The organism is Desulfovibrio litoralis DSM 11393 (assembly GCF_900143255.1).
GTDB lineage: Bacteria > Desulfobacterota > Desulfovibrionia > Desulfovibrionales > Desulfovibrionaceae > Frigididesulfovibrio_A > Frigididesulfovibrio_A litoralis.
Genome location: NZ_FRDI01000012.1, coordinates 1 through 22,355 on the forward strand (window position 1 = coordinate 1; position 22,355 = coordinate 22,355).

Genomic DNA, 22,355 nt, shown 5'->3' on the forward strand with positions numbered 1-22,355 from the left:
ATGCCAGACGGTTATGCACCTGTTAGGGTGCAGCTAGCAACAGAGCCTTACAGGCGCATATGAAAAACCCCCGGCTACGCCGGGGGATATTTATTCAACGTAATGCCCCAGAACGCCCTGGTTTGCAACCCAAGCAGTTTGAAAAAGAACCTGAACAGGCAAATGCTCCGTGTGTAGAGGTTCATTCTATTCGTCTTGAAGGGGCAACTCTTATATCGCCCAGTACGCTTGCAGTTATCACGAAAAAATACGAAAACCAATGCCTTTCTTTGGCACAGGTGAATAATATTTTACGAGATATTACGAATGCTTATATTGAGCGTGGCTATGTAACTGCCCGTGCATTTGTCAAGCCAAGTAGCAACGAGCCGGGGGTTCTTGACATTTTGATTTTGGAAGGAACCCTAGAGAAAGTTCTGATCAATGAGGGGGATAAAAATTACTACTACCGAGGGTATATGGCCTTCCCCGGGCTTGAAGGCAAGCCTCTGAACTTGCGAGACATTGAACAAGGGTTGGACCAACTGAATCGTCTACCTTCGCAACAGGCGACCATGGAACTTGCACCGGGGGAAAAATTAGGCGGCACAGTGGTTAATGTGAAAATCCCTCCAAAACGTTCATGGCGTTTTGGCGGTGGAGTCGATAATCTTGGTCAGCGTAGTTCCGGAGAGTGGCAGTATAACCTGTTCCTTGAAAAAGACAATCTTTTGGGTGTTGGCGACCAGTTTGCCGTTTATTGGAACGCAGATTCACCGCTTGTAGAGCAGTCTATGGAAAACCGATCTAATGAGGGACACAACCAGAGTTTTTCCTCCTTCGCCTCAATTCCCTGGGGCAAGTGGACATTTTCTGCCAATATGAGCCGTTTTTCTTATGAAAGTAACATTCACGGCATGAATGCGGACTATTCCTCAACAGGAACCACGGATACCCATTCCGTACAAGCGGAACGTTTGTTGTACCGTAATGCAGATAGTAAAACTTCCCTGAGCGTTGCTTTAACCAACCGAGATGTGAAAAATTACATTGAAGAAGAGAAACTCATAGCAAGTAGTTATGTTTTAACAACTCTTACCACTTCATTGAGTCATAACCGTCGTTTCTTGGGTGGTTCTTTGGGTGGATCTTTGGATCATACACAGGGTTTGCCAATATTGGGTACTAAAGAGGAAGAAGATCATGGACACTCTATACCCAGAGGGGATTTTCACAAGTTTTCCAGCAGTGTCTACTGGTATCGTCCAATAGAAGTTGAAGGGCAGTCTTTTTACTACCACCTTTCCGCATATGGTCAGCTTACCAAGCACACACTTTATGGAGCAGAGCGTATTTCCATTGGCAGTCGTAATTCTGTGCGTGGCTTTCATGAAGAAAGTGCCACAGGCGATCAGGGTGGCTATGTACGCAACGAAGCAGGATGGAATATTCCTTTTGGGGAAAACACTCTGAAATATATGCCTTTCAACAACATGCAGGTGTACACTGCATACGATTTGGGACACATTATCAAAGACAAAAATGACCCCTTTGAACGTGGCAGTCTAGATGGCGTAAGCCTTGGTCTGCGTACTCAAGGAGACCTTGCCTTTGACCTTACGGCTTCCAAACCATTAAACGCCCCTTCTTATATTGATAAAAACGACACAGAAATCTATTTTTCTTTGCGTTACACATTTTAGATGCCAAATAAATTGAAAAAGAACAAAAGATAAGCGAGCGAGGAATCAACAATGAAGACAACCAAACAAGCCTACCCCTGCCATACTTCAACTAAACCATGTTTTTCAGTGATGAAACGAAACCGGTTTCTTATTCTGTCTTTGTCCTCCTTATCAAAGAAATTAATGCGGTGTTTTTCCCTCGTTGTGCAACATACTGTTATCAGTATTCTTATTTTTATGCTTGCTATGCCACCTGTTGCCTTTGCCGGGGGTATTGTGGCAGACCCATCTGCAAATGCAAATAACCGCCCAAGTGTAGATGCCGCCCAAAATGGCGTCCCTGTGGTGAACATTGTAGCTCCCAATCAGTCCGGTCTTTCGCACAACAAGTATTCAGACTTTAATGTGCAGAACCAGGGAGCCATTCTTAACAACTCTGCCAAGGCTGGTGTTTCCCAGCTTGGTGGTATTGTAGCTGGCAACCCCAACGTAGCCGGCAGTCGCTCTGCCTCTGCCATACTCAATGAAGTTACTAGCAGCAACCGTTCTCATATTGAAGGATATATTGAGGTTTTTGGAGAAAAGGCAGACGTTATTCTTGCCAACCCCAATGGGGTAACCATTAATGGTGGTGGTTTTCTGAACACAAACCGAGCTACGGTAACTACCGGCAAGACAGTTTTGGGTGCAGATGGTTCCCTTCAACAACTTGATGTACGTCAAGGCTCGGTGAACGTTGAAGGAATGGGGATTAACGCTTCCAACGTTACCGGCTTTGATATCATCAGCCGTGCGGCTCAAATTAATGCAGAGGTATATGCCAAAGACCTGAATGTGGTTGCTGGAGCAAACACGTATGAAGTTAAAACAGGCAAAGTTACAGCCTTGCAACCAGATGGCTCACAACCTCCCGTTGTAGCCATTGACTCCTCCGCTCTTGGTGGTATGTATGCTGGAAAAATAACCTTGGTTTCTACTGAAAAAGGGGTGGGGGTTAACTTGCAAGGGCTTGTGCAAGCAGAAAACGATCTTGATATTACCAGTGAAGGTAAACTGACGGTTCGTGCTGCCAAGGCAGGGAATAATCTTGTTGTAAAAGCCAATGAGAATACTGTTAAAGTAAATGAAGCGTTGGTTGCAGGAAAAGACCTGCACATGGAAGGTGCTAACCTTGAAGGACAAAGAGTTACCATACATGCGGGTGACAACCTGTTTATGTGGTCTGATTCTGCCACCGTATTTGGTGATGGTTCATTGCTTTCTGCTAGATTGAAGGCGGAACTGGCAGCAATGGAAACTTCTTTGACCAATAACACAACCTTGCAAGGTCAAAATGTTGCCGTTCAAACAGAGAATTTAAACCTGAGTAATTCCAAGATATTGGCTGAACATGATGTGAAGTTAGCATCAGATGTTTCTTCCCTTTCTGACTCCACTATTATGGCAGGAAGAGATATTGCCCTGAGTAGCACAACATTGCACAGTACAGGAGAAGCAATTACTTCTGTCGCAGGACTTGATGTAGGTTCAACCAATGGCAGCATATATGCTGGACGAGATTTGAACATTTCTGTGTTGTCTTCTGCTCTATTTTCAGGAGGCTTCTATGGAGCAGGCAATATACTGGACGTGAGTGGTCAAAGTATGGGAACGACCCAACAAGTAGCCCTTTATGCAGGAGGGAGTGCTTTATTCACGTTCAGCAACGACTTGAACTTCATAGATACGAATTTTGTATTTGATGGCAATGCACAGGTTTCTGCGAATGCTGTTTCCCTTGCTCAAAGCTCTGTAAGCACGGCGGGAACGCTGGAGCTTGATGCGGTAGAAGATATTACTGTTGGTGCCTCCAGTGCATTACTTGGTTTTGGTGGGTTAGAGCTGTTTGCCAACAACCTTACCAATAAAGGTCTGATTTTTTCTGGTGATATACTTTTTGCCCATGTTCGTAATTTGTTTGCTAACATGGACGGTGCAGACCTGCTAAGCCAAGGGAACATGATACTGACTGGTCGAGATGCAGGAACCCGCATGGCAAAACTGCACAACCGGGCTTCCACTATTGAAAGTCTGACTGGTGGCATTGCTGTGGATGCAGATGTGCTCCATAATGAGGGAACCGGAGTGCAAATTCAAAAAACCGTGGATGATTTTGATTATACCATCATCGGCTGGGTGGGCGATCCTAATGGAAACGACTCTAACGCTGTCAGTTTTGATGATGGATTTTGGAGTAGATATGGGTTTGATCGAAGTCGTTCTCCTGATCTACCTTTTGGTCCAGACGGTAGTAAAAACTATCTAACCAGTAGGGTGCAGCTTAAAAAACGTCAAGGCGATGTTGCAAATTACGTTTATGCGATGCAAGGACAGTATGGAATTCCTGCATATATACCTAATAAGGGCGAAGGTATGCAGGAATGGTTATACTACACTAGCGATAAAATTATTACGCCAGCAAAAAGTGCCTCACTCATGGCTGGAACTAATATAGTGTTAAATGTGGGACGACTGGAAAATACCCTCAGCACCATTTCTGCAGGTGGTGATATGTCTATTACGGCAGACACTCTTGTGAATCAGGGAGTGGATTTGCGTGCATACATGGAAGGTGAACGTTATTTTGTAGGTACAGGATCATCTGGGACATTTGAATTAGCTCAAAAAGATAGTGTGTATTTTAGTATTGCCGAAGTAGTTGGTGCGGTGCCTTCCGTTATTACAGCCGCAGGTTTACTTATATTAGACGTTACTGATCAAATCAACAACTCTACCCTTATGGGAGGAGAAGAGTATCTGGGAAAAACAAGTGGCACTCCAGCATTTTCCGATCTTGCGGTTGGAGGCATTATAAGTACAGAAACAGGTCGTGAAGCTGGTGGTTTCGCGAGCATAGGACCGGGTGTAGGTGGCATGTTTGTACTCTCTCAAAATCCTTCACACCCGTATTTAATTGAAACTGACCCACGCCTAACCAATCTGGGATATTTTTATGGGTCAGAATATTTCTTGTCCCGTATGGGTTTTAACCTAGAAGCTTCGCACGCTATGCTGCTGGGTGATGCTTTTTATGAAACACGCATGATACGTGAACAAATTCTTGCTCAAACAGGTAACCGCTACCTTTTTGAAGATATTGCCGATGACGCGGAAACAATGCATCGCCTTATGGATAACGCAGCAGAAGAAGGACAAAGCCTTGGTCTGACTGTGGGTACAGCTTTAACTTCCGAACAGATAGCCAGCCTGACAAAAGATATTGTGTGGCTGGAAGAACAAACATACATGGGGCAAACAGTACTGGTGCCACGTCTGTACCTTGCAGATGCCACCAAAGCAACCATAGCAGTGCGTGGAGCAATGATTACAGGTAATGAAATTGTCGCTACAAGCACCAACATTACCAACTCCGGACTCATACAAGGCAATACGGTGCAACTTGTTGCTACAGAAGACCTGTTAAACCGTGGTGGTGATATTATTGGAACCAACCGTTTGATAGCCCGTGCTGATGGTAGTCTCATCAACCAAAGTGGTACCATAGGTGGGGGAGATGTGTTGCTGAGTGCAGGACAGGACATTCGTCTGGAAACCGTTATGCTGAAAAACAGCGGGCTGGATATTCGTAGCGGGCAACAAGCAGAAGTTAGCAGTACAGGCACTCTACAATTAGAAGCAGGAAACGATATTCTTCTGACAGGGGCAAAAATTGATGGTGGCGGGCTTACCCAACTGCATGCGGAAAATGATATTCTGCTTGGTGCTCAGGCTGTGAATATGCAGAACAGTGGTAGTGGTGGCAGTGTAAAGTCATATAGTGCTTCCATGACGGGTCAAATGGGTAGCAGTGTTTCTGGTGAAAATTTACAAATGAGTGCGGGTAACGATATAACACTCGCTGCAAGCTCTGTTTCTGCAAAACAAGATGCTTCTCTGACTGCGGGTGGCAACATAAGTATGCTGGCTTTGGAAGGGGAACAACATTACGCTCTGAAGGAAAAATCTTCTTCGGGTGGACTATTCGGTAAAACTCGTGCACATGAAATGCAACAAGACAGCACTTCCCTTATTGGTTCTTCTATTACCGCCGGGGGCAACATTGCCATGCAGGCGGGTACAGATGCCGACAAAGGCCTAGGTAGCATTGTTATGCAGGCCAGCAACGTAGAGGGTCAGGGCGATGTGGGCATGAAGGCCACAGGCGATGTTATTATGGTTTCTGGTACGGAAAGTTACTCATCCATGGAGAGCAACAGTAAAAAAGGTTTGCTTTCCTCTCAGTCGTCCTTGAAGGCAGAAGGTGGCACAACCTCTGTGGCTTCGACTATTTCCGGAAACAACGTAATCATCAATGCCGGGGAACACGTGCTTATTGCCGGTAGCAAGGTGCATGCGGAAAACGACCTTGGCGTGAAGGCCGAAAATGGTGATATAGTCGTAGCTGCTGCACAAGATACCCATTGGAGTAAGGAAGAGACCAAAAAGAGCAATATAAATTTAGGCAGTATTATCACATTCGACCTGATAACATCTCTCACCGGAGGGGCTAATTTGCCGTTTACCAATGTTGATTTTGCAACAAAAACAACCGAAAAAGGTGTAACAAGCAACACTAGCAACGTGGGAAGTGTGCTTACGGCGGGCAATAACATAAAATTGGAAGCCGAGCGTGATGTGTCTGTTATCGGTTCTGCCATACAAGCGGAAAATGATCTTGGTCTGTTCGCAGGACGAGATGTAAACCTCATTCCCGGCAGGGACCAGTACTCCGCCCAATACACTAAGAAAAAAGAAACTATCGGAATACATAATACGTTTTCTCTAAGCAACATTAGTACATTCGCAGGCTATACATCTGTGGAACAAGGAGTGGAACGCACGGGCGACTATACCGCAGGTTCCTACATTGGTGCCGGGAATGACGTTATTATCAGTGCAGAACGTGATGTGAATCAGGTTGGTTCACACATTGAAGCCGGACGCGACGTGGCTCTTTCCGCAGGGCAAGATTGGAATATGCTAGCTTCTTATGATCAAGAAACTCTGCATCAGTATGTGAAGGAAGTGTATAGCGGTATAACAGGTTCTTTGCGACAAAATGTGACAGATGCTGCTAAAACTTTTATTGACTTGCCGGAAGACATGACCGCCGGAAAAGGTGGTGCAGGCTATACCGCTGCGACCGCCGCCAGTGCAGGTCTGCGGGCTGTCGACTCCGTAAAAGGGGCACTTTCCGAATATGCTTCCGCCTCTGTTACAGCTGGTGGTTCTTATAGCAAAACCAGTTACAATGCTGAATCTTCCACCGCCAGACCGTCCAGCATAACCGCCGGGCGAGATGTGGTGGCGGATGTAGGTCGAGACATTACCATTGAAGGTGGACAGATATTCGGTGGACGCGATGTGGTTCTAGATGCAGAACGTGATTTGCTTATTACCAGTGCCAAAGACAGTGGCAGTTCCAACACCAAAAGTGAGAGTGGCGGAGGCGGCTTTGGCCTGAAAGCAGGCTATGGTTCCGGTGGTGCGGCGGCGGGCATTAACGTCAATGCTCAAGCCGGTGGTTCAGGTTTTAAGGACGAATATAATTCTCATATCAACGCCCTGATTGTGGCTGGGGATACTTTGTATACCTCGTCCGGGCGTGATACTACGGTTGCCGGAGCTCACCTTGAAGGCGATCGGGTATGGATGGACGTGGGTCGCGATTTAACCGTTGCCAGTTTACAAGATCAATATGACAGCAAGAATTACTCATGGAATGTCGGGGCAGATGTTACCTTTGGCTATGGTTTTATGGCATCGGGCAACGCTGGCTTTGGTCAAGGCAAAACAGATTCCGACTGGGTGGGGCAACAGACCAGTATTGTGGGGCGTAGCGAGGTAGACATTTATGTGGAAAACAACACCCACATCAAAGGGGCTATCATTGCCACTGAACCGGGTGGCGATTTAACCCTCAATACCAACACCCTAACCTTTGAGGAAATAAAAGACAAAAATAAAGGTTACGACTGGTCATTTAACGTTTCCGGAAGTGTTAACAACGGCAATGGTGGGCTTGACCAAGACACAGAGATTTTGGGAACAAAACCTTATGACTACACCACTAAAACGGAAAACGGTAAAGGTGGTAACACAGAATACAAGCCAAATAGTCTCGAAGGGAACTACGCCAGCCATGATAAAGAAGGCGTCTTGCGTCCTACCGTTAGCGAAGGCGAGATTATTGTACGCAGTAACTCTGATGCCGAAACCGACGGTAGCCTTGACGGTCTAAATAGAGACCTTGGTAACGCAAGAGAGATTACGAAAGATAAAGAAGCGTATACGGATATTTATGTAAGCAAACAAGCACTTGAGGAGATTTTCAATAATGGTGAGGGGATTGCCAGTCAAATAGAGGAAGCAACCAAACAAATTAGATCTATATTAGAAACCAAGCCAGATGATAATTATGTGCTTATTAATCAAAAACTGGTGGAGAAACTCGATGAGCTTATTGCTGCGGGGGTAGATCCAACAATTGCAAAGTTGGAGATTCTAAATACCTTGCTAGGTGAAGAATATGTATTTCTTTTGGAAAATGCAAAAAACGAAGATGGTACTTATGATCCAAAAGTATTAGAAATATGGTTGCAATTGACTACGCCCTCTTTAGTGAGTTCGTTTTCGTCTGAAAATTTAGAAGGGATTAAGTCGCTCATTCAATTCTCTCTAGGAGCCACAAGTGCGAGTGGAGATGCTGCACAGAGCCTTGCTATCACGGCAGAGTCGATAGCACGCTATTTTAATGGAACGGTAGTGCATCCTTTGACAGGAGGACTACTTTATCAAGAAGATTATGAATTTGCTAATAACATAAACGTGGAACTGACGAAGCTACTCCTTGACCCCGAAAGACTCGGTAATCTTCTATTGCAATATCCTGAAGAGTATCGTACAGCCTTTGATAAAGCGTTTAAACAATTTGACCATGCACCCAATGCGTATGAACGAGGTCGAGCTGCTATCAACTTAATAATAGTCGCCGCCCCATTGTTCACTGCCGGTACCGGAACAGGTGCAAGTGGTGCAGGGACTTTGTCAAGTGCGGAGTTTCCGACTCTATCCAACCTCACTAAAAGTATCGGGGCTTCAACCGGTAGTTTGGGTAGAGTTGGAAGTACAGTGAGTAAAGCTGGGGAGAAACTACCTGTTAAACCCAGTAAGGTTGACACATCAGGGCTGGTGAGAGTTGATCCTGAAGGTTTATGGCAGCTTGGTGCATTTAAAAGCGATATCAAATGGACAAATCAAATGACTTCAAGGGATTGGACACCAGCACAGATATCGGAAACGATAAAAACAGGAACACAATATTCTGCTCCCAATATGGTGAACCCCGGAAATGAAGCCATAAGATACGTGAATCCAACTACTGGCAAATTTGTTGTCATTGATAGAGTTACAAAAGAAATTCTTCAACTTAGTGGGAGTAATTTCATTGAAAAAACAAAATAATCTACAATGTATTTATGAAGTATTAGAAAGCTGTGAAGGTGAAATTTCGCTATACATCTGGGATGAGTTAAATAATATCATCTTTGCACATACTGGTTATGAGCAGCAAAATGAACTACTCATCACAAGCTTAATACAAATCCATAATGGAACTGATCCCCAAGAGCTGAAAGGTAATGATTTGCTCAATGGACATATACCAACTTTATTGCCAAAAACAAATCGGCACATACTCGGTCACGTGTATACTGTCGGAGAGTCCCTGGATTCACAGAACCCTCTTTTCTCTTGGGCGAAGAGAACACGAGATAGTTATTACAAAACTATAAAAGTCATATGTCTCAATGGCGATCTTTGTTCATATGCGGACATGGGAACAATCGGAAAGCAACTTTTTTTTCCAGACGGGAAACCAGGATATTATGATTGCTACGATGGAGAAATTGTGTATGCCACGACATTTGATGAAGCCGTAGCAGAAATACTTGATGGCTGGTATATGCAAGGTACTCCGTTTTTGCATCCAGACGCCTATTGCAAAGGGAATACATCAGAGATTATCCCTGGTCTATCGGAAAAAAAACTGAAAGAATTCACAAAAGACTGGGGGCGCGAAATCGCTTGGGAGGTGTCGGCTAAGAGGGTTCGCAAAATAGGGTCTATTTTTGAAAAATATGGAATCAAAGTACCAACAAACGCAGAGCAACCTAATGACTCATAATAACGTGATCTGTGATATAAATATATGTGAGTTCTCTTTTTCAAAAGACGGGTCATATGTTGTACGGAATGATAGAACCAGAGACATTGTACAAGTTTCAGATAAATTTGATAAGGATTGGAAAGCACCATGGGAGTAGAACCGCGTTTTTTGCTCGATAGAGCAACAATTATATTGGGCTATGGTGTGCCTCTATTCAGTTGCCAAGACGCACTGGCTTTCATTGACTATTTGGAGCAAAATAATTACGGACTCTTAGGATTTGACGGCTTTGAAATTTCGGAAAATCATATTATGCCTAGAATGGACTACATTCTAGACTGTTCTCATTCGGTAAATGAACCAAGAGAAATATTTTTGAGCCGATGTTTTAAGGCAGCTCGGACAGTACTTTCAGAGCCTGCTGCTCAAAATTTATTTTTTGAATTTGTTTTAGAGCCGTAAGGGTTTACTGTTTTCCATTTGACAGGAGGACTACTTTATCAAGAAGATTATGAGTTTGCTAATAAAGTAAACTCAGAATTGGGTAAGCTACTCCTTAACCCCGAAAGGCTCGGTAATCTTCTATTGCAATATCCTGAAGAGTATCGTAAAGCCTTTGATAAAGCGTTTAAACAATTTGACAATGCACCCAATGCGTATGAACGAGGTCGAGCTACTGTCAACTTAATAATAGTCGCCGCTCCATTGTTCACTGCCGGCACCGGAACAGGTGCAAGCGGTGCAGGAACTTTGTCAAGTGCGGAGTTTCCTACGATTGCTCGAGTAGTTAATGGTTTACCTGCAAAGCAAACTATCTTTGAAATCGCAGAAAACGGAGGGGCAATTAAAAAGATTACGAAAACAGGAACTGGAAGAAACGTTCCTGTTAATTTAAAAGAACAACTAGCCATGAAAGAGGTTGTGTCTGATCCGTTAAGCGGGCTTGTTTTAAACATAAATTTGACTGGACGCTGGCCTTCAACCGAAGGCTGGGTGAAAATGGCTAAAAATGTAAATGGAGTAGAGATTCATTATGTTAGAAATACAATCTCCGGGGCTGTTGATGACTTTAAGTTCAAGTGATTTTATCATGAAAAAAGAAATAAAAATAGTGAGACCAATATGCAAGTAAGATGCATATCTAATTCTGTAAACGTACTACCTGTGGCTTCCAGATGTAACTATGAAACGGAAAAAACTGATTTCAGTTTTTTGAATGTGGGTTTACTGCATAATGTGTATGGACTTCAATTTTTATCATGCCGTGTTGACTATTTGATTTGCCAGCCAGAGCAAAACCCGTTTTTCATACCTTCATATTTCTTTGAAGTACAAAATGCGTTGTTACCTCCGTACTGGTCAATGTGCACGACATACTCGGACGTTGATTACCGTTGTTTATTTGATCTATTCCATATAAATGCACTGATTGGTTATCATGAGTTAGTAACTTCATATGTTCATTACACAGGGGTTATAGAAAGAGAGAATGATGCACTCTGTCTTTTTTTTAAAGAGAAGAAACGAATAGATGATTGGCAACAAAAAAAGAATTAATCATTGCCACTGACCCAGACGACGATTATCACAAGGAGGCGTTATGATTGCCTATCATTTATTTCCAAAGGAAATTCTTGATAACAGCGTTACAGGCTTCTTACCATATAAAGAAATAGTTAAAACAGATACAATATTTTGTGCAACTATCAATGGTGAACGTCTCATTATTCCTTACCGTATTTATAATGAATACAATGACTATTTGGAAAAAATTCCAGAAGGTTTGCATCGAACGTTCACAGCAGCCTTTTTTAGTAGGCATCACAACGGATATGTGAGAGAACAATGCCTTCGCTATTTGATTCATTTAGCGGATATACAGCTATACATTATTCCTTATATTTTAAAACTTGTTGAAGAGTATGTTGTTGAGCTTGCCGAAATTGTATTGAATGAATTTGACTCATTGCCAGATCAGCTCCTTACAGTTTTTGTTCAAGAAAACCCTGCATGGTTACCACTGATGTATCAGCGATGTGTTAGCTATTGGAACTGTTATTACCGTGAAAGATATACATGTCTCAATGACTATCCCGGGATAAAAATTTATAATCTATTGTTGAAAAAGTGTTCACTTCCCTAAAATAGGCTATATATGATGAAAAACAAAATTACGCGTATAGATAACTTCGCTTGGCTCCCAGGCCACGGAAGCAGCGGATATATTTATGCGAATGTAGATTTAGAGTTGCATATTGGCATTCTATATGATCAAACGTACAAAAACAAATCGCAAATTCGTCTTAGGCGTTTTAGTTTCCCTTTACCCAGTTTTTTCCTTGAAGAAGCATCTCCAGGCCCATCTCTATTGGACTCTTGGGCGCCTGAGGGGACACTTACTTTTAATTGCCTCTATGAAGTAGAAAATTCACCTTGGGCTAAACAATGGTCTGAACATTGGCAAAGAGCGAACAGTACATTCAAGCATTATGGACTATCGTTGGAGGCAGATAATGTACTTTTTCAGATAGTTGCAACAGGATGGAAGCTTTCTGAACCTCGCGTCCTCTGCGAAAACCATAATGACAAAAAGGATAAGTATTATTCACTTATTGAACAGCATGGTATTGAATACTTATTTCTCAAGGATTGTTACGGGCAGCCGTTTGAGTGATAAACTGAGGCGGAATATGTTTTGTTAGCCAAACATCATTTTCGGCAAGATAAAACGTATAGCCAGCATCAGACATTTTTTTTGCCTGAATGCTAAGTATGACGGGGGAGCCATAGCGCCTCCCCGTTTCCATCGCAATGCTTTCTTCTGTTGTTAGGTGGACGTACTGCCGTTCTTTACTTACAAGACCTTGTTGCAGAATGTTCTGTAAAAAACGTGTGGCTGTACCATGATAAAGCACTGGTGGTGGAGGCATAATTTGGAACTGTCTATTGACCTGAGGAGTAGAATGTTCTTGAAGTGCCCGCAATTTTTTTCCATCGTCAGAAAACACAAATCGTTTTTTTGAAGATGTTGCAAGAACGTTATGTATGGCTGTAAGGTCTAGTTGAACGCCATTAGACTGTGCATTGGCTATAAGCTCCTGAACATCGGCCCATCCCTCTGAGTCAAGCTGAAGGTCAATGTGAGCCGGATCATGGCGCAAGACATAACTTAAAAACTTGCTTGTTGCAGTAGTATCCATTGTACAATGTCCTTCGTATTTTTTGTATGAGTGAAGGAAAGCTTAGACAATGTCAAGTTGAATATGTTGAGATACCAACACTCTAACCTTTAAAGGGTTTATTGATTAGGAGCTAATTTATGAATGTTTTAGAATTTTTATTTCAGGATATTCCAGAACAAATGAGTATTGCTCTGCTTCGTTTTTTAGGAAATAATGAAGATAATCTTGTAGCGGTAAATTCAACAATACCGAACTGTCATGTTCCAAAACTGTTTTCGCCTTCACTTTTTGCCTTTCTTGCTACAAATGATGATTTTTCTATGGCGTACCATACAAAATTATTAATCCTTGCAAATTGTCAACTAAAAGGAGAGGCGCTTTTGTTATTTAAAGAAAGAGGAGTAGTTGATGTTCGACTGCTTGTTGATGTGCAGAATTTTATTGATAATAGTTGTTGTCCTTCAATAAAGGATTTGCATAAATGGTGTGAAAAAATTTCGTTACAGTTTAATGTCTCTCATTATTATTGCGGGTATGATCCCGTAGATGATAGAGATATGCAATTTTTTACAGACAAAGGACAGGGAGAACTCTATGACATTGACTTTATAGATAATTATTACAAATACTTAAAAGCCTCTTTGACAAACTAATATGCAATCTCTTCTTTGGGCTTACACAAGCTATGGAATTATATATAATACAGAGGGATACACTGTCACCTTGTTCAAAAAACAAGATATAAAGGCAATAATGCATTCATTCCAGAATGAACATGTTTTAATTTTGGGAGGGATGTCTATATAAAGCAAAATGATACCTTTTCCCTCACGTCTTCTTCATGGAATTACGACGGGCATGATTCACAAGAAAGTATTGCTACTGCCATGTGCTACTTTGAGGGTTATAAAGTAGATGATTACTATATTGCATTTGTACTTGAGGTGAATGGAGTCGATGTAACAGACCTATTAAATTTATATAGTGCATTTGGAAGAACCTTCAAAAATTTAGAGTCAAACGAAGCGGCTTTACCTCTTTATGTGAAAAATCAGTTTTTGAACTGGGCAAGATATTCAGGACTTAACATCTCTGAGATCAGAATATATGATTGTATAAACGGAAATATTTTACCTGTACCTTCTAGCATAAATTACTATGAAAACGACAACGCGTTATCAATCTTATGGGAGATTGATAGAGATATTGATGTTGTCCCTGATCAGACTAGTTATTTTACATGGAGTATTTAGTAAATGGAAATTGAGATAAGCAAAAACTGTAAACTTAAATTTGATGAAATAGAGTGTGATGATGTCATTCCTTCTATCTCATTTTTCTGTACATTAACAATGAACTTGTCACTTTTTAAAAAACAAATTTGGGTGGATTGTAGCACTTTTGATGTATTTACTGAAAGCTTAATAAGGCGTGAAGAAGGTGTATTTTTTGATATGAGCAATGAATTCAGAATGTCTGTTAAGGAAAATGATCAGCAAACTGTCTTTACTTGCTCTATTTGCGAAAAAACATTTTCTTCAAGCACTTTGAATGTTGAATATGTGCAACTACTAGATATTGATTGCTTTTATAGGGTGTTAAATGCATTTAAGAATTATCCCAAATGGTGGTGAGAATAATTGCAAATAAATGCTTAGGATTCAGAGAATTATGACTACATATTAATAATAGCCGCCGCTCCATTGTTCACTGCCGGTACAGGAACAGGTGCAAGCGGTGCAGGGACTTTGTCAAGTGCGGAGTTTTCTATTTGTTCACTTCCCCTAAAATAGGCCCATTGTAAAAGAGAGACTTTTAGTCCAAAATACGGACAGGAGTTTTTTTATGAAAAAGGCAAAATTTAGTGAATTTCAGATTGTTAAAATTTTGAAACAGGCAGAGGCTTGGCGAACTGTGGTTGATGTTTGCCGTGAATATGACGTTAGCAACGCTGTTTTTTACCGTTGGAAATCTAAGTATAGCGGGGATATTAAACGAATTAAAGAGCATAACCGTTCGAACTATAAAAATCTTTCAATTAAAGCATACTTTTCTTGGGCAATTGAGTTAACCCCCTGATTAAAGTATATTTGTGTGCTATCAACATTATCAACGACTTCATGAAGCCATTTTAAATCTTCAAAGGAGAATCCGTACCTCAAAAGCCAAATTTCTATGGGATCGTCTGTCCCATAGCGAACATAATTGATAAATTTTTCTGCACGTTTGTCTTGATACTTTTCATTATACAGAGAAAATGCAGCACAAAGAGGGTCTGCCATTGAAATTGCAATAACCTTATCCAAATAATCATATGTATCATACACGATAAGATCATAGCTAACATCTAATACTGATGCTGTTTCTGGGAATATACCTGCTCTGGTAAGGTCCTTGTTGGGAATTGTTGATGCACGGGGGCTGTATCTTGTATTCAATGCTTCTAATTGCTTCTTCATTTCCTCGTGAACAATTTTTCCTAATTCAAATTGTTTACGAATTTCATTTCTTTCTTTTTTTTTGCTAATCCATGCATGCCTTAAAGAAACAATCTGACTAAAAGAGGTGCTTTGAACTTGCCAAAGAATAATAGGAACAGCCGCACTTAGAACGGCTTTCTCTGTTGGTAACAGTTGTTTTTTTCGCAAATGAGAGCTAAATATGTTTATAAATTCATTTTTCACTTTTTTGCGTATGGTCTCATTGAGAGCGTAATACTCGTTTCCTCCTATAACCTCACCATCTCTAAATATTACATCAAGTATGAATGAAACAGAATTAAAAATATCACAATTTTTTATTCGTTCAACTTGCGATTCAGGAAGATTTAGCTCGTCATTAAATGAATTTTCAGCAATGGCCTCCGCTATATCCTTCAAATCTTCTTCAATTCGCGAAAAATCTTCATCAAGCATTGATTTGCTCTTGAGTGAAAAATCTACATTATATCTCTCTATGAATGTTTTTAAATTTTCTTGCTCAACAATTGTATATCCAAAGTCAAAGAAGTGAGTTTTACTCGAGGTCCTTCCAGATCTTCCAATTAGATTTTTAAGCGTTAATCCCATGAGGTTATAAAAATTGTTTATCCAAACTACACTAAAAGGCATATTAATTCCTTGTACTAATGTCGATGTGGAAAAACAAATCTTAGCAAAACCACTACGTATAAACTCTTCAACCAATATTCTGGCTCTAAGAGGCATCGATCCATGATGTATGACTATCCCTTTTTCCATCAGATTAATCATCATAGAATATTTATCAGAATTTGAATCAGAAGCTCCAATAAAGTCTTTTAGCTTGCTGATTATCGCAAGGGCTTGGGTATCAACCACCTTAGGACACATTTCAATATATTTACCAAATCGTTCAAATATTTCCTTATTGTATATCGAGGCTTTTGATACATACGCCAAAAGAGTGCCCCCATTTCCCAATTCTTCTTCAACAATATCCCTATGATACGAAATAGTTTTTGTATTAGTATGAGGGGAAAAAAAAGAAAAAATTCCTGCTTCATGCACCATAAAAAGCTTACCAACGCTTTGCTGTCTATAGTTTTGGGCAGCAGCCATTACTTTGAAGCCATGTTTCTCTAGCTGTGCTTCTGGATTAACAACAAATGGATGAGCAAATACTTTCTTGGCAGTTGGAAGGTATCTATCAACTCGCCTGACAAACGCATCGAATTTCATTCCACGTATATACTCTTCAGAAATTTGGGCTTCGTCGAATAAGAATATTTCTATATTAAAATCGTGTATTCTTCTAAATAATTCCATCCCGCGCTCAGGCGTTATGATGAAAATTCTATTACGCAATTTGCTTGTATTGACATTATCAATAAACTGCAAAACCATTGTTGACTTGTCAACAACTGAAATAACCTCTTGATAATACTCTGCAATCAAAGCCCTGGAAGGGACGACTATGACCATATCTCCTTTAAGGTCTCTTATTATATTTCTAAATAAGAATGACTTGCCCGCACTTGTTGGGGCAGAAAAAGAAAAATAGAGTTTCGAGCTTATCTGTTTGTATGCACTTGCCTGAACAGGTGTGAAATTTGCCCCGAACTCACTTGCAATTGCTGAAGAGAAAATACTGTATACTTCTTCAAGAACACTAGATGATGAATTTGATGTTTTATAGAATAATCCCATAACACTAACAATTTGGTTTTCATATTCTGAAAGAATAACGGGATGGAATTTTTTATAGTAAGCTAATCGTTCTAAAAGGTCAGGTGCAATTGGTCCATTTTTGTGAATGCTAGTGATTATCTGCTCAATATCATCCCTTGCATTTGTTCCTTCTATTAGATCAGCAATCATGAGACTTCTACTCCTATTAAATAAATTTCCTTATGGCAGGTAAGTTGTTTTGTGTGCTTAGAGGAAACAGCGTTTTGCATAATTGTGTTTGGAGAAACTGCATTAATTGAAAAAGCGGCAATATAACCCTTTGCACCGTCGAGTGCATTGTTCATGGCTTTGCTACTGACGAAATTTTTAACAATACCAAATTCCATTTCGTCTTTTTTATTATCTATGAACTCTATAATTTGTGTAAGAGCGTTAGAGTAGGGGTTAACGCTTGAGCTGTATTTTGCTTCTCCAAAAGAAATGTAACCGGTATGACTTTCAGTGTGAAAATCAAATCCAGGATTTCCCAATATTTTTTCCTTTAAAAGTTCAGCTAAAGGCAGAGGTTTATGCCCCCAGCTTTTCTCAAGAGCTTTAAGGGCAGAGTTTGAGACCATGTATTCCCCAAACTCTTCCGTAACGGTATTTTCGACCTTTCCGAGAATATCTGAGACTAGCTTGTTAATAGTGGGCTGTGCTGTCGCTGCAAACGTTCGTTTTGAAACTATTTCTAAAGGATTTAACCAACTAGTATTGCTGATTGCATCTATCATTTCTTTAGCGTATGCACTAACATTAGAAACTTTTACTCGAGCACAATAAATAACAGTATCATCAGTGTAACAGTAGTCAACGTTTTTAACTGTGTAGCTTTCTAGGATATCCATAAGTCACCATGCATGTTATTTGTTTTCTTATCAAGACCTATGCACTGCATAAGTATATAGGTAAAGGCTAAAACAATATAGCTGATTCTAAATAATCAAACATATGCCATGGTGTACACATATATCAGTACTTCACATCAAAGTAGAGTAATTTGTGAAAGTTTTTGTCTTCCAAAATTTTCGTCAAGTGGATCATATAAAAAGCTAAAAGCAAATTCTAATTATGGGCATTAATTCGTGTTATGGCAGTTTTTGAGTTGTTGTCTCTGACAAGTGATTCTCCAGTTCCATATCGGTAATAACCACCAATGATTGGCTTACTCTCTCGAAGAGAAAAAAGAATGCGTATTCCATCACCAACCAGTCGCAACTCATATAGTGGCCCATGTTTAGTTTTATTTGGTAATAAATGTTTCATTAAACTATTGTCTACTGTATAATCCCTCTCTCGAACTCTTCTAAAATGTTCTCCAATGTTTATCCATTCTTTGTGCGTAAATGTTTCTTCAGGGAGTGCTCCAGGACAAAGTATAATATCATTACAGTTCCTAAGTAATTCTGCACTATGGGAATTGTACATTATGTACCAAGATTCAATCCACTGTTCTATTCGGTTAATATTTTCTTGCCCCCATATGTTTGGAAGTTGACAGGATTGTTCTCTAAAGGTAAAGAAGTCACACTTCCAATCGTTAGTAACAGCAATAGTCAACAACATTCCTTTCCTTTTTGTAGCATACTCCATCAAAGGGCTATGTACATCTAGTTCATCTACTAGCCAACCCTCAAGATTGTTAAATTCTTGGACATCAATTCTAGTGCCTTTACTAAGTCCGTAAATCATAAGCTTAACTTCTGAATTTTCTTTTGGTATACTACGAAAGCAGTCTTTAAGGCTATGGTAAAATCCATGCTCATCATGGATAAGGCATATTGAGAGTACATCATGACACTCTTGATAAATGGCTGAACAGTGTTGTTTTACTCTGGAATAGGTCTTTGCAGTTTGGAGTAAAGCCAGCTTTGCATTCTCAGCGTTTTCTGCTTGCCCTATTTCAGTATTAAAATAGATCATTGGCATGGCGAAATAAGCTCCAAAAGTGTTTTTTCACTTTCATCAAAAAAATTGTTCGGCCAACAGTCGCACATGCCATGTTTATCAAAAAATATGGGTTGAGCAGTACTCATTTCTTTAGAGAAGTTATATTCAAAAAAATACCCTATCGCTGAGTCAGCGGTAAGTGAGCCTTCTTTAATAGCTAAGCGAATTCCATTAAAAACATGCTCGGAGTGAGTTTCAATAATGCATTGAACTCCACACGAGGCAGCGTAGGCCAAGAAACGCCCCATCATTGTCTGTCCTTTAGGGTGGAGATGGGATTCTGGATTCTCTATTAGAAGTATGGGTAAAAATGTTCCCTGTGATTTCATTCGCTTCATTTCGTCAGACGCTATTGACAACACACTGACGATTATTGGAAGCACATATGATAAGCCAAATCCAACATTTGTTGGACGATGGTTGGAAAATTCTGTCCTGCCAATGTCTGCTTCAACAGTGTAATGATATTGGAACTGCACTCCTGGAGATAGCTCACGGAGCCAGCCTTCAATGTTGTCTCGCAAACCAGCAACTTTGACGTTTTTAGCTCGCAATTTTTCTGGAACTCCACTTTTTATTAAGTAGCTTCTCAATATCTCAACAACATATTCTCCATTATCCCCAACATGATCATCCGTTCTGTCAACTCTAAGAGGTAAATAGGTTTGTGGTCCGAGTCGACTTGCACTTATAAAGTGTACAGGTTGTTTTATCTGTAACGTTTTTAAGGATACTGTATCTTCTTCAACTGGATTTTGAAAATCTAAAATATTAGAGCACTCTCCGTTCTCGCAAGTCACGCCAATACTATATGTTCCCCCCAAAGAAGAACGGAGTTCTTTTTCTGGACCGTGTCCAGAGAGTAAATCTCCCTTGCTCCACATTCTTATTGCTTGAAGAACTGTACTTTTTCCAGAACTATTGAGTCCAGCAAGGATTGTAATTGGACGTAGAGATAGAGATACATCAGTAAAACACTTAAAGTTTTGCATATGAATATTGTTTATCATGATTCAGCCTGTAGTAATGTTGTGAATACCTTTTTTAGTAAGTCAAATCGATGATTGACGCTATGAAATTTTAAGCTATCTTTTGATATAAACAAACTAAATTTTGGGTCTGCATTGAACAATAAATTAAGCATTGTTGACAGTTGCGATTTTTTTGACAAAACGATATTAAAGTCACTTTCGGACATCTCAGCAAGAATGACAGAAGTAGTTTCAAAGAGAGCCTTGTTAACTGGTGTTCTATATGTTTGATATGAGGTCGACTTCCTAAAGGCGTTTTCACCCAATAAGTCACGTGCTCTTTTCATCGCTAAAATAAATTTTTCCTCAATGATTTCTAGGTTTGTATATTTGCAGTCAATGTTATCAGGAAGTTTGTAAAACTCTTTTTGCAACCTTGCTTTTGAACAATCAGGCATAGCATTCATGAATTGCATTGTTTCACAGAGAAACTCATCCATATCATCATTACGAGGGTACGCTTTTACACCACGAACAAGAAATGCTGTAAATCTGAGAATTAATTCTCGTGCTGCCATACGTGAGTCATTAATTGAAAATGTTGTAGCTTGTGTAAACTCATCGGTTTTGGAAAGTTTTTCAAGCAATAAGGCAGAATTTCCGAAATGCAAAGCATGACGAATTTCTTGTGCAGATAAAGGAAGTCCCCCAGTATTCAGTCTTTTAAATATTGTTCTTTGAACTGCTAGTGGGGTTGTGGCGTTGATTGTAGCAAACTGCAGCTGAGTTTCTTTTATTCTTTTTTGATATTTTGCTGGAAGAGAACTGTAAATTAAATTATCACATTCATTTTTTAGGAATTCAAGTCCTGTTAGCTGAAAACTTTTGTTAACAATATAATTTCGTATTGCTGAAATTCTTTGCAATCCATCAACAATAGACCAATGCTCTTCTTTATCAATTGATACATAGAACAAAGGGAGTGGAATTTTGAGCATTAAGGATTCGATCAATCTACTTTGTTGAGTTGGCGTCCACAAGTTTTTTCCACGCTGTATTGGTGGAGAACTAATTGAATTATCATTAATTCGTTCTATAAGATAAGACAATGGGACTATTTGTGATGAAATTGAAATTTGCTCAGGGTCAAAAGGGTAAGTTAACTCTTCTTCCCCCTCCTGCTCAACTCCAGCCTCAGCTCCATCCGCTCCACGCTCTTGAAGAACATGTTTTGTGTCATCATCTTGAGATGGAGTTTGATCTGCCTTCATAGTCGAACCTTCGTGTATAGATTTTAGAGATAATCTCTCTAATTAAAGTTTTTGTGTACTCACTCCACATTTGCATCCTGTGAATATTTTGTTCATTTTAATTATTCTCTTAGATAGTTTACCTCAAGAAAATAAAGAATGCAACAAAATGCATCAAGATAGCGTAATACATAGAAGATCCAAATTGCTAAAATATGGTTTTAAAGCCCATCAGTTGCATTTACGTCTGTCATAACCTTTACTCTGTGGTATTACAGCCAAAAACAGCTAACTTAGAACACTTTGATTATAATTCTGTAGGCTTTGCTGGTATAATTCGTTGGGTATTATTGAATTACTCACACTTCTTGTACTATATAGTGATGCATCTTTAGTGTTGAGTTTAGCTAAATAACTACCCCATTGAAAGCATCTGTTTTCTACGTCTTCTGTTGCATACTTATCTTTTCAATTTGGAGTTCACGCCTGAGATCATCTACACTGAGTGAACCAACCTTATCTAAAATAGCATTAAAGCCATTCGATTTTTGGCGTTCACGGGTGACTTCATCACGAATGAGGACATCGCCTATTTTGTCAACCAGCTCTACATTCTGAGTAACTTCAATATGTTCCTTCTCTTTTGCAAGATATTTCGCAAGGGCATACCCTATCATCAATTCTACGAACGCAGCCAATGCCCAAGGGCCAAAAACTACTGCCCAACACAATGAAATAGCGATAATTATAACAGAAGCTATTTTAACATTTTTTTGCATAGCTCCAAGAACAAACCCAATAACGATAAAAATTACGAAATAAAAAAGCATATTCTCCCCTGTCATGCTGAAGAGCTTGACAATCAAAAAATTGTAATCATCGGTCAAATAGTTTTTGGAAAAAACAATTTAATAACAAATACAACATTGCCCAAAAAGTTATATA

General features: G+C 40.0%; 19 protein-coding genes. 12 read left to right on the top strand and 7 right to left on the bottom strand.

Annotated elements, in window-relative coordinates:
• Window positions 1-59 precede the first annotated feature (59 nt).
• The 8 genes from BT999_RS10030 (at window position 60) to BT999_RS10065 (ending at window position 12,544) form a co-directional block, all read left to right on the top strand.
• A complete protein-coding gene (locus tag BT999_RS10030) occupies window positions 60-1,682 on the top strand; it encodes a ShlB/FhaC/HecB family hemolysin secretion/activation protein (protein ID WP_084650682.1) in 1,623 nt (540 codons plus the stop codon).
• Between the two features lie 51 nt (window positions 1,683-1,733).
• On the top strand, window positions 1,734-9,167 hold the full coding sequence (locus BT999_RS10035; RefSeq protein WP_084650683.1) for a hemagglutinin repeat-containing protein: 7,434 nt from the start codon (window positions 1,734-1,736) through the stop codon (window positions 9,165-9,167).
• Complete coding sequence (locus BT999_RS10040) at window positions 9,151-9,888, top strand: hypothetical protein (RefSeq protein WP_072697662.1); 738 nt, start codon at window positions 9,151-9,153, stop codon at window positions 9,886-9,888. The genes BT999_RS10035 and BT999_RS10040 overlap by 17 nt, the downstream gene beginning before the upstream one ends.
• Window positions 9,878-10,027 carry a colicin E5-related ribonuclease gene (locus BT999_RS12755; RefSeq protein WP_178139344.1) on the top strand — a complete coding sequence of 50 codons (150 nt, stop codon included), beginning with the start codon at window positions 9,878-9,880 and terminating at the stop codon, window positions 10,025-10,027. The genes BT999_RS10040 and BT999_RS12755 overlap by 11 nt, the downstream gene beginning before the upstream one ends.
• Window positions 10,018-10,332 (top strand): hypothetical protein, encoded by a 315-nt coding sequence (locus BT999_RS10045; RefSeq protein WP_072697663.1) that lies wholly within the window; start codon window positions 10,018-10,020, stop codon window positions 10,330-10,332. Before BT999_RS12755 ends, BT999_RS10045 begins: the two co-directional genes overlap by 10 nt.
• A gap of 18 nt (window positions 10,333-10,350) precedes the next feature.
• The gene (locus tag BT999_RS12625) at window positions 10,351-10,953 is read left to right on the top strand and encodes a hypothetical protein (RefSeq protein WP_218587515.1); all 603 of its coding nucleotides are present in this window, start codon (window positions 10,351-10,353) and stop codon (window positions 10,951-10,953) included.
• A 517-nt stretch (window positions 10,954-11,470) separates the two neighbouring features.
• Window positions 11,471-12,013, top strand: coding sequence for a hypothetical protein (locus BT999_RS10060; protein WP_072697665.1), 543 nt, complete (start codon window positions 11,471-11,473; stop codon window positions 12,011-12,013).
• A 12-nt stretch (window positions 12,014-12,025) separates the two neighbouring features.
• Window positions 12,026-12,544: a hypothetical protein gene (locus BT999_RS10065; protein ID WP_143145544.1), complete on the top strand. Its 519-nt coding sequence runs from the start codon at window positions 12,026-12,028 to the stop codon at window positions 12,542-12,544.
• Here BT999_RS10065 and BT999_RS10070 read toward each other — a convergent pair.
• A complete protein-coding gene (locus tag BT999_RS10070) occupies window positions 12,513-13,070 on the bottom strand; it encodes an RNA 2'-phosphotransferase (RefSeq protein WP_072697667.1) in 558 nt (185 codons plus the stop codon). The two genes, BT999_RS10065 and BT999_RS10070, sit on opposite strands and share 32 nt — an antisense overlap.
• Window positions 13,071-13,189: 119 nt before the next feature.
• On the opposite strand from BT999_RS10070, the gene BT999_RS10075 reads away from it, so the two are divergent.
• The 4 genes from BT999_RS10075 to BT999_RS10090 all read left to right on the top strand — a co-directional run bounded on the left by BT999_RS10075 (window position 13,190) and on the right by BT999_RS10090 (window position 15,131).
• Window positions 13,190-13,705, top strand: a complete 516-nt coding sequence (locus BT999_RS10075; RefSeq protein WP_072697668.1) for a hypothetical protein — start codon at window positions 13,190-13,192, stop codon at window positions 13,703-13,705.
• A gap of 234 nt (window positions 13,706-13,939) precedes the next feature.
• The gene (locus tag BT999_RS10080) at window positions 13,940-14,305 is read left to right on the top strand and encodes a hypothetical protein (protein ID WP_072697669.1); all 366 of its coding nucleotides are present in this window, start codon (window positions 13,940-13,942) and stop codon (window positions 14,303-14,305) included.
• 3 nt (window positions 14,306-14,308) lie between these two features.
• Window positions 14,309-14,686 (top strand): hypothetical protein, encoded by a 378-nt coding sequence (locus BT999_RS10085; protein ID WP_072697670.1) that lies wholly within the window; start codon window positions 14,309-14,311, stop codon window positions 14,684-14,686.
• 211 nt (window positions 14,687-14,897) lie between these two features.
• Window positions 14,898-15,131 (top strand): transposase, encoded by a 234-nt coding sequence (locus tag BT999_RS10090; RefSeq protein WP_072697671.1) that lies wholly within the window; start codon window positions 14,898-14,900, stop codon window positions 15,129-15,131.
• On the opposite strand, the gene BT999_RS10095 is transcribed toward BT999_RS10090, so the two are convergent.
• From BT999_RS10095 to BT999_RS10120, 6 genes are all read right to left on the bottom strand, one after another.
• Entirely contained in the window at window positions 15,074-17,389 is a 2,316-nt protein-coding gene (locus tag BT999_RS10095; RefSeq protein ID WP_072697672.1) for a DEAD/DEAH box helicase, read from the bottom strand. The genes BT999_RS10090 and BT999_RS10095 overlap by 58 nt on opposite strands.
• A complete protein-coding gene (locus tag BT999_RS10100; RefSeq protein WP_143145545.1) occupies window positions 17,386-18,087 on the bottom strand; it encodes a hypothetical protein in 702 nt (233 codons plus the stop codon). The genes BT999_RS10095 and BT999_RS10100 overlap by 4 nt, the downstream gene beginning before the upstream one ends.
• Window positions 18,088-18,304: 217 nt before the next feature.
• On the bottom strand, window positions 18,305-19,168 hold the full coding sequence (locus BT999_RS10105; protein ID WP_072697673.1) for a hypothetical protein: 864 nt from the start codon (window positions 19,166-19,168) through the stop codon (window positions 18,305-18,307).
• The gene (locus BT999_RS10110) at window positions 19,159-20,199 is read right to left on the bottom strand and encodes an AAA family ATPase (protein WP_072697674.1); all 1,041 of its coding nucleotides are present in this window, start codon (window positions 20,197-20,199) and stop codon (window positions 19,159-19,161) included. Before BT999_RS10110 ends, BT999_RS10105 begins: the two co-directional genes overlap by 10 nt.
• On the bottom strand, window positions 20,196-21,431 hold the full coding sequence (locus tag BT999_RS10115) for a DUF262 domain-containing protein (RefSeq protein ID WP_072697675.1): 1,236 nt from the start codon (window positions 21,429-21,431) through the stop codon (window positions 20,196-20,198). The genes BT999_RS10110 and BT999_RS10115 overlap by 4 nt, the downstream gene beginning before the upstream one ends.
• A 419-nt stretch (window positions 21,432-21,850) precedes the next feature.
• Window positions 21,851-22,240: a hypothetical protein gene (locus BT999_RS10120; RefSeq protein WP_072697676.1), complete on the bottom strand. Its 390-nt coding sequence runs from the start codon at window positions 22,238-22,240 to the stop codon at window positions 21,851-21,853.
• Window positions 22,241-22,355: the final 115 nt, after the last annotated feature.

What these genes read in the sequence shown, in the direction of transcription:
- BT999_RS10030 (WP_084650682.1), top strand. Translation starts at nt 60, where the DNA reads ATGAAAAACCCCCGGCTACGCCGGGGGATATTTATTCAACGTAATGCC.
- BT999_RS10035 (WP_084650683.1), top strand. Translation starts at nt 1,734, where the DNA reads ATGAAGACAACCAAACAAGCCTACCCCTGCCATACTTCAACTAAACCA.
- BT999_RS12755 (WP_178139344.1), top strand. Translation starts at nt 9,878, where the DNA reads ATGACTCATAATAACGTGATCTGTGATATAAATATATGTGAGTTCTCT.
- BT999_RS10045 (WP_072697663.1), top strand. Translation starts at nt 10,018, where the DNA reads ATGGGAGTAGAACCGCGTTTTTTGCTCGATAGAGCAACAATTATATTG.
- BT999_RS10060 (WP_072697665.1), top strand. Translation starts at nt 11,471, where the DNA reads ATGATTGCCTATCATTTATTTCCAAAGGAAATTCTTGATAACAGCGTT.
- BT999_RS10065 (WP_143145544.1), top strand. Translation starts at nt 12,026, where the DNA reads ATGATGAAAAACAAAATTACGCGTATAGATAACTTCGCTTGGCTCCCA.
- BT999_RS10070 (WP_072697667.1), bottom strand. Translation starts at nt 13,070, where the DNA reads ATGGATACTACTGCAACAAGCAAGTTTTTAAGTTATGTCTTGCGCCAT.
- BT999_RS10075 (WP_072697668.1), top strand. Translation starts at nt 13,190, where the DNA reads ATGAATGTTTTAGAATTTTTATTTCAGGATATTCCAGAACAAATGAGT.
- BT999_RS10080 (WP_072697669.1), top strand. Translation starts at nt 13,940, where the DNA reads ATGTGCTACTTTGAGGGTTATAAAGTAGATGATTACTATATTGCATTT.
- BT999_RS10085 (WP_072697670.1), top strand. Translation starts at nt 14,309, where the DNA reads ATGGAAATTGAGATAAGCAAAAACTGTAAACTTAAATTTGATGAAATA.
- BT999_RS10090 (WP_072697671.1), top strand. Translation starts at nt 14,898, where the DNA reads ATGAAAAAGGCAAAATTTAGTGAATTTCAGATTGTTAAAATTTTGAAA.
- BT999_RS10095 (WP_072697672.1), bottom strand. Translation starts at nt 17,389, where the DNA reads ATGATTGCTGATCTAATAGAAGGAACAAATGCAAGGGATGATATTGAG.
- BT999_RS10100 (WP_143145545.1), bottom strand. Translation starts at nt 18,087, where the DNA reads ATGGATATCCTAGAAAGCTACACAGTTAAAAACGTTGACTACTGTTAC.
- BT999_RS10105 (WP_072697673.1), bottom strand. Translation starts at nt 19,168, where the DNA reads ATGCCAATGATCTATTTTAATACTGAAATAGGGCAAGCAGAAAACGCT.
- BT999_RS10110 (WP_072697674.1), bottom strand. Translation starts at nt 20,199, where the DNA reads ATGATAAACAATATTCATATGCAAAACTTTAAGTGTTTTACTGATGTA.
- BT999_RS10115 (WP_072697675.1), bottom strand. Translation starts at nt 21,431, where the DNA reads ATGAAGGCAGATCAAACTCCATCTCAAGATGATGACACAAAACATGTT.
- BT999_RS10120 (WP_072697676.1), bottom strand. Translation starts at nt 22,240, where the DNA reads ATGCTTTTTTATTTCGTAATTTTTATCGTTATTGGGTTTGTTCTTGGA.